The sequence below is a fragment of the Chryseobacterium sp. genome, assembly GCF_008014695.1.
GTDB lineage: Bacteria > Bacteroidota > Bacteroidia > Flavobacteriales > Weeksellaceae > Kaistella.
In genome coordinates this window covers 720,978-736,326 of the sequence record NZ_VOXE01000001.1, presented here as the reverse complement: position 1 = coordinate 736,326, position 15,349 = coordinate 720,978, and the positions used below count along the sequence as shown (strand labels likewise).

At 45.8% G+C, this 15,349-nt stretch carries 15 protein-coding genes; 3 read left to right on the top strand and 12 right to left on the bottom strand.

Annotated elements, in window-relative coordinates:
* Positions 1-129: 129 nt before the first annotated feature.
* The 6 genes from pstB to FUA25_RS03530 form a co-directional block, all read right to left on the bottom strand.
* Positions 130-885 (bottom strand): phosphate ABC transporter ATP-binding protein PstB, encoded by a 756-nt coding sequence (gene pstB, locus FUA25_RS03555; protein WP_147755506.1) that lies wholly within the window; start codon positions 883-885, stop codon positions 130-132.
* A gap of 2 nt (positions 886-887) precedes the next feature.
* Complete coding sequence (gene pstA, locus FUA25_RS03550) at positions 888-1,739, bottom strand: phosphate ABC transporter permease PstA (RefSeq protein WP_228411634.1); 852 nt, start codon at positions 1,737-1,739, stop codon at positions 888-890.
* On the bottom strand, positions 1,739-2,617 hold the full coding sequence (pstC, locus tag FUA25_RS03545; RefSeq protein WP_147755505.1) for a phosphate ABC transporter permease subunit PstC: 879 nt from the start codon (positions 2,615-2,617) through the stop codon (positions 1,739-1,741). The genes pstA and pstC overlap by 1 nt, the downstream gene beginning before the upstream one ends.
* Complete coding sequence (locus FUA25_RS03540) at positions 2,614-3,441, bottom strand: PstS family phosphate ABC transporter substrate-binding protein (RefSeq protein ID WP_147755504.1); 828 nt, start codon at positions 3,439-3,441, stop codon at positions 2,614-2,616. The genes pstC and FUA25_RS03540 overlap by 4 nt, the downstream gene beginning before the upstream one ends.
* 116 nt (positions 3,442-3,557) lie before the next feature.
* A complete protein-coding gene (locus FUA25_RS03535) occupies positions 3,558-3,869 on the bottom strand; it encodes a hypothetical protein (RefSeq protein ID WP_147755503.1) in 312 nt (103 codons plus the stop codon).
* A gap of 55 nt (positions 3,870-3,924) precedes the next feature.
* The gene (locus FUA25_RS03530) at positions 3,925-4,308 is read right to left on the bottom strand and encodes a hypothetical protein (protein ID WP_147755502.1); all 384 of its coding nucleotides are present in this window, start codon (positions 4,306-4,308) and stop codon (positions 3,925-3,927) included.
* A gap of 723 nt (positions 4,309-5,031) precedes the next feature.
* Between FUA25_RS03530 and FUA25_RS03525 the strand changes: the two genes are divergently transcribed.
* Both FUA25_RS03525 and FUA25_RS03520 read left to right on the top strand, forming a co-directional pair.
* Entirely contained in the window at positions 5,032-5,208 is a 177-nt protein-coding gene (locus FUA25_RS03525; protein ID WP_147755501.1) for a histone H1, read from the top strand.
* Between the two features lie 289 nt (positions 5,209-5,497).
* Positions 5,498-5,800: a prolyl oligopeptidase family serine peptidase gene (locus FUA25_RS03520; RefSeq protein WP_147755500.1), complete on the top strand. Its 303-nt coding sequence runs from the start codon at positions 5,498-5,500 to the stop codon at positions 5,798-5,800.
* Positions 5,801-5,949: 149 nt separating this feature from the next.
* Here FUA25_RS03520 and FUA25_RS03515 read toward each other — a convergent pair whose 3' ends face one another.
* Positions 5,950-6,777, bottom strand: coding sequence for an HNH endonuclease (locus FUA25_RS03515; protein WP_147755499.1), 828 nt, complete (start codon positions 6,775-6,777; stop codon positions 5,950-5,952).
* Between the two features lie 364 nt (positions 6,778-7,141).
* Between FUA25_RS03515 and FUA25_RS03510 the strand changes: the two genes are divergently transcribed.
* Positions 7,142-9,226: a T9SS type B sorting domain-containing protein gene (locus FUA25_RS03510; protein ID WP_147755498.1), complete on the top strand. Its 2,085-nt coding sequence runs from the start codon at positions 7,142-7,144 to the stop codon at positions 9,224-9,226.
* Positions 9,227-9,495: 269 nt separating this feature from the next.
* On the opposite strand, the gene FUA25_RS03505 is transcribed toward FUA25_RS03510, so the two are convergent.
* The 5 genes from FUA25_RS03505 to FUA25_RS03485 all read right to left on the bottom strand — a co-directional run bounded on the left by FUA25_RS03505 (position 9,496) and on the right by FUA25_RS03485 (position 15,114).
* The gene (locus FUA25_RS03505; RefSeq protein ID WP_228411633.1) at positions 9,496-9,762 is read right to left on the bottom strand and encodes a cupin domain-containing protein; all 267 of its coding nucleotides are present in this window, start codon (positions 9,760-9,762) and stop codon (positions 9,496-9,498) included.
* A gap of 240 nt (positions 9,763-10,002) precedes the next feature.
* Positions 10,003-10,470 (bottom strand): SRPBCC family protein, encoded by a 468-nt coding sequence (locus FUA25_RS03500; protein WP_147755496.1) that lies wholly within the window; start codon positions 10,468-10,470, stop codon positions 10,003-10,005.
* A 119-nt stretch (positions 10,471-10,589) separates the two neighbouring features.
* Entirely contained in the window at positions 10,590-11,558 is a 969-nt protein-coding gene (locus tag FUA25_RS03495; RefSeq protein ID WP_147755495.1) for an alpha/beta hydrolase, read from the bottom strand.
* Positions 11,559-11,631: 73 nt separating this feature from the next.
* A complete protein-coding gene (locus FUA25_RS03490) occupies positions 11,632-12,000 on the bottom strand; it encodes a nuclear transport factor 2 family protein (protein WP_147755494.1) in 369 nt (122 codons plus the stop codon).
* A 303-nt stretch (positions 12,001-12,303) separates the two neighbouring features.
* Entirely contained in the window at positions 12,304-15,114 is a 2,811-nt protein-coding gene (locus tag FUA25_RS03485; protein WP_185146645.1) for a fibronectin type III domain-containing protein, read from the bottom strand.
* Between the last annotated feature and the right edge of the window lie 235 nt (positions 15,115-15,349).

The following is a 15,349-nucleotide window of genomic DNA, read 5'->3' as shown; positions in this document are numbered from 1 at the left end:
AACAAGTGGAAGATACAAAAAATTTACTGCAGCTGCAAACTGTAAATGGGCGACCGTTTCCTACGCATGGGGCAACGCCAACCCGCATCTCTGTAGTACGATCTAAAATCCAGCAGCCTCAATCTGCAGTTATCCGAAATGGCCCCCGACATACCGCCGGGTCAGTTCATGCTGCGGGTGATTAAAAACAGCATCGCAACTGCCATATTCAATCAGTTCACCCAGGTACATAAAGACAACTTTATCTGAGATGCGTTGTGCCTGCTGCATATTGTGGGTAACAATAACAATGGTAAAATCCTTTTTGAGTTTCAGGATGAGTTCCTCAATTTTTTTGGTACTGATGGGGTCAAGGGCAGAACAGGGTTCATCCATCAGGATCACTTCCGGCCTCAGCACGACCGTCCGGGCAATGCACAGCCGCTGCTGCTGGCCGCCGGACAGTTTAACTGCCGGCTTTTTCAGTTCGTCTTTTACTTCTTCCCATAAAAAACTTTCCTCCAGGGCGTTCCGGATCAGCCCGGGGATTTCGTCTTTGGGATAGTTGTGAATTTTCAAGGCGTAGGAAAGGTTTTCATAAATGCTCTTCGGCAGCGGGTTCGGTTTCTGGAAGACCATTCCGATCCGTTTGCGGATCTCGGTTACTGAATTCTGGCGGTCATACAGATCCAGATCATCCAAAAACAGTTTTCCTTCGATTACAGCGTCTGGGGTTAAATCGTGCATCCGGTTGAAGCATCGGAGCAGGGTGGATTTTCCGCATCCCGAAGGACCGATCAGTGACGTGACCTGATTTTTGGGAAAATCAATGTTGATGTTCTTTAGAATATGTTTATTTCCGAAATGAAGGTTCAGATGTTCTGCGCGCAGTTTGATGGTTTCCATGGTCAGTCCTGGGTTCTGTTTTTAAAACGTAAATAAAAAGCAATGCTGTTCAGAAGGAACACAAGCAGGATCAAAACCGTAGCCGTGCCGTATGCCAGCGGCCTGACCTGTTCTATTGCATTGTGCTGGGTCGATAGCATGTATAAATGGTAGGGAAGTGCCATAAATTCCTGAGTAGGCGAAGTAATGACCCCGTTGATGTAAAAGGCCACTCCCGTAAACAGAATGGGGGCGGTTTCTCCTGCAGCCCGCGAGAGCGTTAAGATCACTCCGGTCAGAATTCCGGGCAGTGCTTTTGGCAACACAATATCTTTAATAGTTTCCGCCTGGGTGACCCCCAGCGCCAGTGTTGCTTCGCGCAGGCTGTTGGGGATTCTTTTCAACGCTTCTTCAGTCGTGGTAATGATATAGGGTAAGGACAGCAGGCCTAAGGTGAGACCCGCTGATAAGATGGAAGTACCCAAATGCAGGGCCTGTACAAATAAGGCCAAACCGAATAAGCCGTAAATGATAGAAGGAATACCGGCCAGATTTCTGATGGAGGCACGGATAATATTGGTCAGCAAAGAGGGTTTCGCATATTCATTCAGGTATACCGCACAGGCGACCCCAAAAGGAACTGCAAACAGCGTCGTAATAAACGTGAGCAAAACAGTGCCGATGATTGCCGGAAGAATTCCCCCCTGCGTCATTCCGTGGGTAGGAAAAGAGGAGATGAATTCCCACGACAGGCTCGAATATCCTTTTGAAAAAATATCCCACAGGATAATACCCAAGAATAAGCATACAGTGACTGTGCTGCCGCCAAGAAGCGCCCAGTTCAGGATAAGGTAAATTTTTTTCCGCATCATCATCAGACATGAAATTTTCGAAGACGGTTGGCAAAAAATTCACCTGCAAAATTTACAGCAAGTGTAATCAGAAATAATAAGGCAGCAATAGCAAACAGGGCAAAGTAATGAGTAGTCTGGTAGGGCACTTCTCCCATTTCTATGGCAATGGTTGCGGTAATGGTTCTTACGGAATCCAGAAACCCTTTGGGCATTGCGGCTGCATTTCCGGTGGCCATAAGCACGGTCATCGTCTCTCCCAAAGCCCTTCCGAGCCCAAGCATCACCGCAGCAATGAGCCCCGGAAGTGCTGCCGGGATGGTGACTTTAAAAAGCGTTTCCCATTTGTTCGCCCCTAATGCCAGTGATGCTTCCCGGTGCGACTGGGGTACGGCGTTAATGGCATCTTCGCTGATGGTAACGATGGTTGGCAGCGCCATAACAGCCAGTAAAATGGAACCGTTTAATGCGTTTAACCCGTTTTGGATCCCGAAAACGTAAGACAGGCCCGGACCTACCAGTACAATTCCCAGAAAACCGATGGCTACCGATGGAATGGCGGCCAGCATTTCAATGATGGGCTTCAGAAACATCTGCACCTTTTTTGGGGCGAGTTCCGATAAATAGGCAGCGGTAAAAATGCCCAGCGGCACCGCGATAATCATGGAACCCAAGGCAACCAGCAGGCTGCTGACGAGCAGGGGTACGATGCTGTAATGGGTTTCCGGGTCCCATTGCGAGCCGGTAAAGAAGTCGATGGGCGAAACCTTCAGGAAAAATAAGATGCTGTTCGAAAAGAGCATGATAAAAATACCGGCCAGCAGCGCAATCGTGATGAGCCCCGTACTTTTAAAAATTATGTTAAACAGACCATCGATCTGCTCTCGCTTTCTTGTATTCATTTCATAACAGGATAATAGCCCGACTGTCGGATGATTTTGGCTCCGGCGGCCGATTTTTCGAAATCCAGGAACGGCTTTATTTTTTGATAGTTGGATTTACGGTAATACTGAAACAGCGGCCGCTGAAAAAAGTATTCGCCTGATGCGATGGCTTCTGTATCCAATGGCGAGATGGCCCTCTCTTTGCCATCATACACCGTCAGGATTTTCAATCCGTCGGCATTGCCGTTCAAAATATAGCCCGCACTTACATAACCGATACCCGAAGCATCTGCCTTAATGGCTTCCAGAATTTGGGCGTTCCCGTTCATTTGCTTCGCGTAGGGTGAAAATTTAATATTCAGAATATCCTTTACATAGTCGTGGGTTCCGGAATTGCTCTGCCTGCCGTAAATTGTGATGGGCATTGTGGTATTGGTGACCAACGACCAGTCGGTATATGCACTGCTGAGGATTCTGGACAAAGTTGCGGTGCTAATCGAATCAATGCCAAGCTGATCTGAAACGACGAAAGCAATGGCATCCTGCGCAAACACAAAAGAATCGATTTCAATGTTTTGATGCCTGAACATATTGACTTCCTCCTTTTTGATGCTTCTGGAAGAGTTGGCGATGTCGGTATTGCCGTTTAATAAAGAGGCAAAACCCAATCCTGAACCGCCTCCGGAAACGGAAACCAGCAGCGAACTGTTGGTCCGGTGAAACTGCTCTGCCAGCAGGACTGAAAGATTCACTTCTGTATCCGAGCCTTTGATTTTAACAGTCTCATGGCCGGAAGAACAGGCAGACAGTACAATCATCAATAGCGGCATGACGTATTTCATAACGCTAAGTTAGTGGTATGACGATACTTAAATGTTAACGCAGTGTTATCTTTTCAGGGGACAGGTAAAAAAATATCAGCGTGTGGTGTAAACATTCGGCATCCGCGCCCCGCGATCTACCCTTTATCAACCATAAATGGAGCCAGGTTGTCAAGGGCCCGTTTCTGAATTTCTTCAAAATTTTCGGTATCCAGCCTTCCTTTTGCAATACATCCGTCTTTAAATTGTAACTGATCCGACAGGTAATTCAGGTTGTCGCAGGAATAGTCAATATAAACGTTCGGTCCCGAAAAACTGATCACCAATGTACACGCTGCCATATAACTGTACACATCGGTCCCGGGTTCCGGCCCGTTAAAGAAGATTTTACCGAGGTCGGGGTCGTAAGCCAGAACGGTCGGCAAGTACAGTTTCCCTAATTCTAACATCTTATTGGTAACTGCTGTTTCTTCATGCTGCTTTTGAGTTCTGCAGCCTGATCACTTACATCCACCTGGAGAGGAAATGGATCAGGTCCGCCCGCAGGCCGTTGTATGATTTCTCAAATGCCTCAATACCTGAGCGGTGTTTCTGATGGTCCGGAAATTTTTCTTTCTCGATCGTTGCAGGATGGTCCTCTGCCGCTTTTTCAAGAAAGGCTTCGTGATCCTTAATGCCCTGGCTCAGGATATCGACCTGTTCCTTTTGCTTCCGGATCTGATCTTTAAAATGCTCCGCTGACGAAAGTACTTCTTCCGCTGAGTTCTTCATGGCCACTTCTGAAATGCGGTTGTTCATGATCGACAGTTCATCGGTGTAAAACAGCAGTTTGTTTAACCATGTTTTGTGGTCTTCGTGTAACTCGTAAATGGTCTGTGTATTTTCCATTGCTTTAATTTTAATGGTTAATATTTTATTATTCAAACATTTTTTTCCGGAATCAGTTGACCGGTGGATCGGTCCTTTCATCATGATCTTTCCCGCAAAGCCTTCAGAGCTGAATGGTCAGATACCGGTGATTGCATGTCATTACAGATTCCGTTCCCCTCTGATCTGTTCATTTCTGAATTTTTAAGGGCACCCGATAAATTCAGTTGAAGCCGGGATCAGAAAGTACTGCAATAGTACGCCGGCAGTTGTTAAAAAAAAACGATTTTGATCATCTTATTAAATGATCTTCAGCAGTTAGCGTGTTTGTATTTGGAGGATTTAACAGGCGTAAAAAGACCATTTGGGAAGTGCAGGTAAAAACAGTTCAACCTTCGGAGGCGCTCTGCTTTTTGCTGATAGAAACTTCTGTTCTGCTCCGGATGATCCTTATCAAAATAAAAAAAATCATACGCCGGAAGGGTTTGTTTTTTGAGATTTTCCGGGAGTGCAAAAGGGTGTACCAGCAAAGAAATGAGTGAAGATTCTTCACGCTGCTTCTGAATTCATTCTATTCCTTTTCATCCTGTCATCGCGAGCAGTCGGAACGCCGACGAAGCACACTCATCCTGGTCCAGCAAGTCCATACCTGAATAATTTTTACCTAAACTGGAGTCGAAAATAGGCATGGGACCATTATAACCACTATATTTGCTGATAAATTAATTTCAAATCCATTCATTTATGAAAGAACTAATCGAAAAAATTAATGCAGAGTTCGAAGTATTTTCAAACGAAGCTGATCAGCAATCCGAAAAAGGAAACAAGGCTGCCGGGACAAGAGCAAGAAAATCAGCCCTTGAACTGAGCAAACTGTTCAAAGACTTCAGAAAAGTTTCGGTAGAGGAGTCGAAGAAATAAGACTTAAAAAAAACAACCCCGCTTTAAAGCGGGGTTTGCTTTTTATGATCTATCCCTTTCTTGTGATCTGAAAAAGGGCATCAGTGACAGCGCAGGAGATCAGTAATTGGAAATGCCTGATATTCAGCCGCTTTTAGAAGCCCTTTTCATCAGGGTCAATTTCCATGTGATCCTGTTTTTTGCACGGCGATCATATGCGGACTGAATGGCAAAAGGTACTTGTGTTTTCTGTAATTTTTTGCAGCTTGAAGATTCGACGAAGTCAATGACAGCAACAAAAAATTAAGCAATCTCGCTTTTTGAGAAGCGAAGTGAGAGCATTGCAGCAAACGGAAAGCCAGCCTCACACCATTCCCCGAATTCGCAATCATCCAAAATTCATGTAGACTGGCAGGATACGCGGACATTTTACAATGCCCTGAAAAGGAATGATAAGAAGGTGATTGCCCTGTTCTATAAAAACAACGGCCATGGGATGACGGATGATAAGGCCCAGGCCGACCTTTCCCGGCGCCTGCACGATTGGCTCGACTATTTCCTAAAGGATATACCGGTAGAATGGATCGGTGTAGAAATGAAAAAGGATGCCTAGAAGGCATCCTTTCTTATGTAGGAAATCCAGCTGCTCAAAGCCTTCAGACTTCGCACCCACTGAAAGTTAGGATTCTTCATAAAACAGCGCCAACTAAACCCACTTGTAAACAGCAACTTGCCAGGGAACTCATTACCATTTGAAATCACTTACTCGTTCGATAGAAATCTACTTCTGTGTGAATCCAGATAGTGATGGTTATACGCACTTAAATTTTTAATTCGTTCAATACCTGTGATCCCTATTTTTAGAAAAGCTTCTTTCTCGATGGCATTGGATAGAATGATTCTCCCTGAATTCTCGAAGGTGATTAAATTTCGGTCAAACAATGCATCGTAAGCAGGAGATAATAAGATGCCGTTATGAACATCCAGTTTCTGCCGGTCATCTGCTTGTGCCCACGGTACGATATGCGACGCCACCAAAACCTGAAGATTATCAAATCCTGTAACGGCGCACTTGTATTCCCACCGATGAATGATTCTCTTTCTGTATGCTCCCTGCCCAACCCGAGTATTGACGAAGCGCTCTTTTTGGGTTTCAGAGGGATGATATAATGCGTTGGATTCAAACCTATCAACTGCAGGAGAAATAAGGGCTAGACGGTAAGGAACAGAAATCCCTTTCCGTTGAAAAAAGAATTTTATCCCAATCCGAGGTTCAGAGGAACGATCATACGTTTCAAAATAGTCCACATCAATGACTTCAACCTCTGAAACGAATTTCACATACCCCTTTTTATGCTGTTCGAATAAAAATACCCGCTTTCCATTTCGTTTATGATCTCTTAACGCAAGATTTCCTTTCGTGAACTGCATATCTCCGATCTGTCCTTCTCCTGTATAGGAAAATACATTTGGATTGTCCCACCCATCCTCGTAGCCATGCTGAGAGCCCGAACTTCCGGTGAAAATAAAAATGTAGGGGGTAGATGCTGATGGAGCGATGCCCGATTGCCAGTTGCCCCCATACGGCAAATGTATATCATTTCTTCGATGATAGATTTGATCAGGGATAAAGGGGAGTTGAATCAATATGATGTAATATAAGTCAAATATAGGTTTTTTAATTCAACCCTCTTTTCCTGATCTTAAGCATCGGTTTACGTCCGGCCGGCATTGATCGTCGGCTGCGAAATGACGAGAAATTCAACCACTTGTTTCTTCTTCTTTTTTACTTGGCTCTTGATTCTTCTATAGAGTCGTCATAGAAGTAATCGCAGGAGTATGAGTAAAAAGGCATATATTTATCACTATTAAAGGTGATGAGTTGATTATTATTCAGTAATTATAATTAAAAATTATATATTTGATAAGTCTTTAACCTTAAACCCAAGCTCATATGAAAAAAATTGTACTCTTCATTATTTTCCTGATCTCGCAAACTTTTTTTTCTCAGGCAGATTGCTCTACCGCATTATCGGTTTGTGGAAACTCGAATATTACGTACAGTCCTACCGGTATTGGCGCAGTCAATGAATCTTTGGGAGGATGTCTGAGTTCTGGTGAACATAATTCGATCTGGTATAAAATAACAATTGCTACAAGCGGAACATTAACCTTTAATCTTGTCCCGAATGATCCGGCAGCAGATTATGACTGGGCTGTTTATGGTCCTAATGTTGCCTGCGGAAGCCTGGGGTCACCAATACGCTGTAATGCGGCTACGGTTATTGGGGTTGGCGCTTCTACGGGTCTGAATATGACAAGTACAGTGATTAGTGCTGCGGGAGGTTCAACAACTCCATATTGTCAGTACATGAATGTGTTGGCAGGTCAAACTTATTATTTATACATTGATAACTGGGTGGGCGCAGGAAGTACGACTACCGCACCGTTTTCGCTAACTTGGGGAGGAACGGCAACGATGGCTTCTCCTTTCTATGATCCTGCAATAAGTCCTAATCCTTTTATTGCTCCCGGTCCCGATCACAATGGGGTAATTACCATCTGTACCAATCCGGCAATTTTTGATTTCACAACGCTCTCTGCCGGAATCATCAATGGGAATACAAACTTTTCCGTAACATACCACTATAACACCAATGATGCTTTAACCAACAGTAATCCTATTACAACGGTTACTGTGAATACAGCCAATACGTATTATTATGCAATTCATTATACTGATCCGTTAAATCCTGCTAATCCGATAAATAAGTGTACCCAGACCGGAACAATTACATTTATACAGGGTGCAATTACGGTCAACAATGCAACAGTTCAGGCTTGTAACAATAACAATGCTGGAACGGGGGTCTTCGACCTTACCTCAGTTTCAACCGCCATGTATGCAGATCCAACGGCAACACGGGTGTATTACCGCACGATAACTGACATGAATAATGGCGTAAATCCCATTACAAACCCTGCTGCATTTTTATCGGCAGCTCCGGCAACGGTTTATATGAAAGTCACTACCACTCAAAACTGTACGAACTACGGCACCATTACCCTTCAATTTTATCCGGTTGTGGTGATGAACGATGCTTCCCTAACCACATGCTTTATCGAGGCAAATCCTTCTACAGGACTATTTAATCTGAATAACGCTACAGTTGGCGGCGGTGCGGTAACAAAAACCTATTATCCTTCCTATACTGATGCGGTCAACGGAACAAATGCGATCTCTCCTGCGGCTGCTTTCATCTCACCAAACACAGTGGTGTATGTGAAGGGTACCAACGCAAACGGCTGCACAGGGATTTCAAAAATCACCCTTAATGTGACCCCTCCAAAATACTCGGCAATTTTAAAGGATAAAATCATTTGCGCAGAAGATACCACGACGCTTGATGCAGGCCCTGGATTCAGCACATACTTGTGGAGTACTGGCGCAACGACCTCTTCTATATCAAATGTAAGCGTAGGTTACTATTGGGTAAATCTTACAGCTAATGGATGTGTAACCCGACAGACGGTAACGGTTTCAGCATCTTCAGGTCCTGTTGTTTCCGGAATCGATATTGCAAACAATACCATCACAGTGAGTCTAATGGGAGGCACGCCACCTTACAAATACTCTCTGGACAATCTTCTGTGGCAGGATTCCAACACTTTTACAAACGTACCGAGAGGGAAAAACATGATCTATGTTAAAGATTCATATGACTGCGAGCCTATCGCTGTTGAAATTACCGTTCCGAACCTGGTAAATGTGCTCACTCCAAATAACGACGGAGTAAATGATGTAGTAGATTATTCAGCCCTGGCTTACAAACAAAACCTGGTCTTCAATGTTTATGACCGTTACGGAAGTAAAGTTTTCCAGGCAGATAAATCGAACGGCTATAAATGGGACGGAAAACTTATTGACAGACCATTACCTACTGGCACGTACTGGTATTCGGTAACATGGAACGAGCCGAATGCAGCCAAAACCCCGGTAAAATTCTCTGGATGGGTTCTTGTTAAGAACAGAGAATAGCTCATTCTAAATAAAAAAAGGAATCCGCCTCAGTTCTGAGACGGATTCCTTTTTTTAATTGATCTTATGCAGTCGTCTTTGAGTACTTCGCCCTTCCTTTTCCTTGACTCTTTTTCCTTTTTACTTGGCTCTTTACCATTGGGAATGCTTGCAAAGAGCAGGATACCCCGGGGATACTTCACCCCAACTGTACTCTGAAATCGGACATCCGCACCAAATTCGGACAAAGGGGTATATTTCCGGCAAAACTGCGCTTTGCGGATAAAAGATCATACAGCGGCTGAAGGCTCCTGCGAGGCATCAAGCTCCGTCCGGTCTGCATTGGTCGACGGCTGCGAGATGACAAGGAATTCAAGCACCCCGGCCGTTTCATTGGCAATATAATGCGGGGTCTTTGGATGGATCAGGATGCCCTGGTGTTCACCGACCGTGGTGGTCTGCCCGTCTGAGTAAAAGGTCGCCGTACCTTTCAGCACGTAGAAAAACTGCTGCGCCTCGGTATGAAAATGCAGCTGCTCCCGTGTCCCGGCCGGCATTTTTTCCTGCTTCACGGAAAGCCCGGGCGTGTCGGCCAGGATCCAGCTCTCACACTGCTCGCCCCAAAAATAGTGCGCTGCGGTCTGCTGATCGGTTTTTCTGTCATAAGCCTGTTTTTTAAATCGGCGACTGTCATAAAGCTACCGGTGATCAGTAATAAGATATGGCCCATACCGCTAACGGGTCCATGAATGGTTCCGGATAAAGTGATGAGGAAATCCGGTCCCGTACCTTCCGCTTTAGCCCACAGCGCTGCCGTTTTCGGCTATTTCCTTCAGCATTCTGTTTCGTTCCTCCAAAAGCTTCTGCATGTGTTTTTTTAAAATAAGCATATCGAATATTTTCCCGATAAAACCGAACGGAACTTCATAATAAAACCGGTCTTCCATCTCAGTCTGTTCTTCACCCACCATCACAAAATGGTGCTCGTGCCGCATGCTTTTAAAAGCCCCTTTCGTCATTTGGTCTTCGAAAAAAAAAGGTGCTTCAAATGCAGTGATCTTCACAGACAGCTGCTGTCTGATCATAAAATGATCCGCTTCCCACGTGATCTCATCATGTAGATCCGCCCAGCCTTCCGTTTTTCCGCCCACTGCCACTTCTTTGGTTTTTTGAGTCGATAATTGGTGAAATTCGATATTACGGGCCAGGTCAAAACATTGCTGGGCCGGGGCATTGATGAAGGTTTTTAAATTGATCTCTCGCATGGATGCAGAATTAGCCTAAGCCTTGATGTATTTTCGCCGGTGGTAACAGGGGTGGGTAAAGATAACAAAAAGACCACGAGAATAAACTTCAAAAAGTTCCGGCATCCTTATTTTAGAATTTATTGGGAAGTCATTTTAATGGTTTTCAGCCACCGTTCCACAAGGTTTTCCCAGCCGGCGATCGGCAGTTTTTGCCAGTCCTTAACCTTCATCGCAGATTCGTTGAGGCCGAAAGCGTGCCCGCCCTCCGCATAAACATGGTATTCCGCCGGAACGCCTGCTTTCTGCAGGGCCATATAATACACCAGCGAATTTTCAATAGGGTCGATCGGATCATTTCCGGCCTGCAGAATAAAGGTGGGCGGGGTTTCCCGGTCCACAGGAAGGTCAGTATTGAGTTCGTATGGTTTAGTCGTGTGGAAGGTCATATGCCCCGGATAGAACACGATGCCGAAATTGGGTTTGCAGCTGATGTTATCAAGATCATCGGTCGCTGCGTACGCCCTTTTTCTGTAGTGGGTGCTGAGGTCCGCCACCAGATGTCCGCCAGCGGAAAAGCCCATGACACCGATCTTCTCAGGGTCAATATTCCATTCTTTTGCACGCGCGCGGATCACGCCAAGGGTTCTTTGCGCATCCTGCAGGGCAAGCGGTTTGACCGGGTCTTTTTCGCAGTCGCATTTTTCATCATAGTGCGGTCCGGAACCGGGAACGCGGTATTTCAGCAGGATGCCGGTGATCCCGATAGAGGCCAGCCATTTGCAGATTTCATTTCCTTCCAGGTCAATGGCCAGCTTGGTGTATCCGCCGCCCGGAAAAACAATGACGGCCGCTCCGGTATTCTTTCCCGTGGGTGAATAGATGGTCATCGTTGGGGTGGAGACATTCCTGACCATGCCGTCATGGTAGGTTTCGGTTCCTTTGATGAGTCCGGAATCAGGAATGGAGTTGGGCCATACCGGAATGGTGATTGGAGCCTGAGCCTTTCGGGTCTCGGCCCGGCTTTCCGGTCTTTCCTGTTTTTTCTCGCAGGAGTGGAGACCCAGAAGGGCTAAAGAAAATAATAATGGGATGCTGTGCCGGTTCATTGTACATGATATTTAAACTGATTTTACAGTACTTTTTAGGACTGACTAGGCTTTAGCAGCTGCTATTGTGCCCTTATCCAAAATTTAAAGACGAATTTTTGGACATCAGATACGATGTGAGGTGTTTGATTTTATGATCCTCCAATACAAATACATCACAGAATACTGCGTCCAGTTGATTTCCGTTTTTCATCACGCCCTGAACAGCACCCTCAGCAATGACCACGTTTTGCTCTTCAACCAATCTGTAGATCTGTATTGTTGGACTTCCGACAAAGTTTTCGTTTTCAATTTCCTGATCGAATTCTTCTTTTCCGGTATGTCTGTAAATTCCCGGCATTTCCCAAACGACATCATCCGTCAGACAGGAAAGTATTGCTTCATGGTCGCTTTCTCTGAAACCCTGAATGTATTTTTCGACGGTTTGTTTATTCTCAGACATACAATTTAAGTTAATTATTGCTAATTGCTCATCGCATTGCAGATAAATCAAATATACGAATTATTTGCTATGATTCTATAATTTTTATCTGGTGGTCAGTGCATTACGATACACATACTGGTTGACTGATCACCTGGGAGCATCAGCCTATAATGGATTCATAATATGAAGAATAAATGTTGAAAACCGGTACAATGAGAGGGTAAAATCCATAATTCAGAATCCGTAATCCAAAATCCACCATCAGGGGACAATAAAAAAGACAGCCTTGCAGCTGTCTTCTTTATGGGGTGACGAGAGGATCTATTTCTTCATCACTTTAATGACCTGTGTAGACCCGTTCTGATCGGTTAAATTCAGCAGATATATGCCGGTCTTCAGTTCAGACAGATTGATTTTGGATGCCGGTTTCAGAATGGTTTTCACAACACGGCCGGTCATGTCCAGAACGGTTATTGATTTGAGATCACGGACATCAGAAATAGTAATGATGTCGGTAAACGGATTCGGATAGATCTGCAGTTTCTCTTTCCCGGTTTCTGAAGTGGAAAGACACGCGCTGTCAACGGTCGCTACAACAGGTTGGGATGCAGACTCACATTTTGTGGAGATCTTCCAGTCATAGAAATAGTAGTACAGATCGTTACGCGCAGTATTGGCTGGTGCTGTACTCAGGGTACTGGTATTGATGGACACCACGCCGGGTACCGTAAACGGATAATTGTAGCTTCCGCCGGGTGCATTGGCGCTGGGGTCAAAGGCCAGTCCGCTGATTCCGGTAAAACCTCTCGGTCTTATTTTATAGTTCGTTCCCGGAAGCATGGTGAATCCTAAATTAACCACCTGTGCTACGGCACTGGCGATGGGTGCACCGGTGGTATTTACCGTAACGGTATGCAGGATATTGTTGTTCCCGTCAATCACATCAATGGTTACAGTTCCTGATGCACTGGTAGAACTGATCGGGTAAATCGTTACACTGCTTAAAGTGAAAGGACTCAGCACATCAAAGACCAGCCCGAAATTGGTGACTCCGGAACCGCTGGTCGGCGACGGTTCAAAAGTGGTTTTCCCCACCGGTATATTGCCCGTACCGACAGAGGCGGTCGCATAATAAGTGGTGGTAGTAGTAAGGGTCGGGGTGGTATACGAAGGTCCGGTACCCACTTCTGCACCTCCTCCGTCATACCAGTGGATGGTTGCTCCCGAGTCGGCCGTGGCGCTGAGTGTAGCGGTATTGTTCGGACAAACCGTAGCGGGAGTGGTACTGGTTATAGCGGGTGGAGCACAGGTGCTGAACACGTATACCGCTGCCGGGGTCCATGCGCTTTGATCCGTTGACGAACATCGGGACCGAACCCACACATAATATTGCGTTACGGGCTGAAGATTGGTGATCGTGGTTGGGGAGTTAACCTGAGTCAGCTGAGGTACCGTTGTAGAAACAGGTGCAACATTCGACGTACTGTAATATACATCATAGCCCTGGGCAGGAACAGAAGAAGGGGGTGTCCACGAAATCTGGGCGCTCGTAGCTGCCTGAGCGGTCACCGTTACGCTGGTTGGGACCATACAGCTGGGAATCTGTTCCCAGTAAACATCATCATAATAATAGGATTTTCCGTCTGACGGAGTTCTGGTGGCAAGTCTTGCACCCGCAGGAACGCTGGTCGGCACAGTCACCATATAGTCGGTCCATGGGCTGTAAGCGGTATTGGTAATATTCAGAGTCTGCAGACTCACAAATGTACTGGCATCTGCAGCATTGGTAACATATCCCACGTCAAGCGTTCCCGGTAATGAACTCACCCTCACTTTCATACGGAGCCAGTGGGTGCCTGCATTGATATTGCTGAATTCAGACAGCACAACAACAAGGGGTGTTTGGGCAGCAGTGGTGGTCTGAACGAGGTTTCGTGTTCCTGAAAACGGGGAAGTGGAGGAGATGGTTTGCGTGCCCGGAGTGGTAGCAGGTACGATTCTGGCCCAACAGTTGGGTACAATGCTTCCCGTTGCATAACTGTCGAAATTTTCAAACAGTGAACTTACCGCAATACATGGGGTAGTAAATGGTACCGAAACAGCGGTCCATGCGCTTTGGTCTAACGCAGAGCATTTCGATCTCACCCACACAAAATAGTTGGTGCCAGGAGCAAGGCCGGGGATGAGTGCAGAAACTGCGGCTGAAGGAACACTTACTGAATTGGAAGCATCCAGAACAGTACTGCCGGTAGGTGCAGTGTTGACAGTGCTGAAATAAACATCGTATCCGCTGCTGGCAGGGGTCGATGAAGCAGTCCAGTTGACAGTAGCGGTTGTAGCGGTGACAGGATTGACATTCACCGCGGTTGGGGCCAGACACGTGGGCGGAAGCCAGGTGTATGTAAAACCGGCAGCCGGCATTCCCGGCGGATCATTGACGGTATTAAAATTCTGGGTACTGGAGTTGGCCGTACCGGCTGTGCTCTCCATATATTTCACACTGGTGGCATTCATCCGATTGTTGAAGTCTGCATTGGTGGCACCTCGAAGTCCGTTCTGGAGGGTAAAAGTGATGGCTGCAGATCCTGCAAGATAGGTCCCGCCCGCATATACTACCGAAATGGCATTGCTGGTTTCTTTAAGCCGTATTTGGTATGAAAGTACATACACCTCCGTAACAGAAGTACTTTGTGAGGGCCGGAAATTCTTCCATTGAATGACCATTTCCCGGTTCGGAGCGGTGCCTACGGTTTCCCATCGGATCTCACCGGTTCTTCCTGCAATATCGAAGACCGCATTGGTATTTCTGCTGAAAGCAGATACGGCTCCGTCGTAGGCAATACTGCCGGATATCGGAGTAGCAGTAGTGGGGGTGGACTCGACGGCTCCGAAGGTCAGAAAGCCGTTCGTATTAACACTGATATTCGTCACCGGAGCACCGTTGAAGAAAAAAGTGAAAGAAGGGGTAAACGCATAAATTCCGGCATCAAGGCTGGTTGCAGATGTGTTTCCGGTCGCAGTGGCAAGCACCGTTCCTCCGGTAATTTCCGTATAGGTTCCCATAGAACTGGAAAAGGAATACAGACTCACCTGAGCTTTCAGAGATGACCCTGAGAAACCCAGTAAAAACATAAAAAAGAGACTTTTAAACACAAAAGGCCAATTTTCTGTTTTAGTTTGATTTTGGTAGATTTTTTTCATAAATCAGGTTTATTGTAACGTAAAAATAAATACAATTTACTAAAACTGCAAATATTATTTTCAGAACATCAGTATGTTTATGCAGCGTGGGGCATATGAAATTCCATCGGTCACCCTTCAGGGTCGGGGCCAAAGCCGATGAAATTTTCCACCCGCCAGCCTTGTA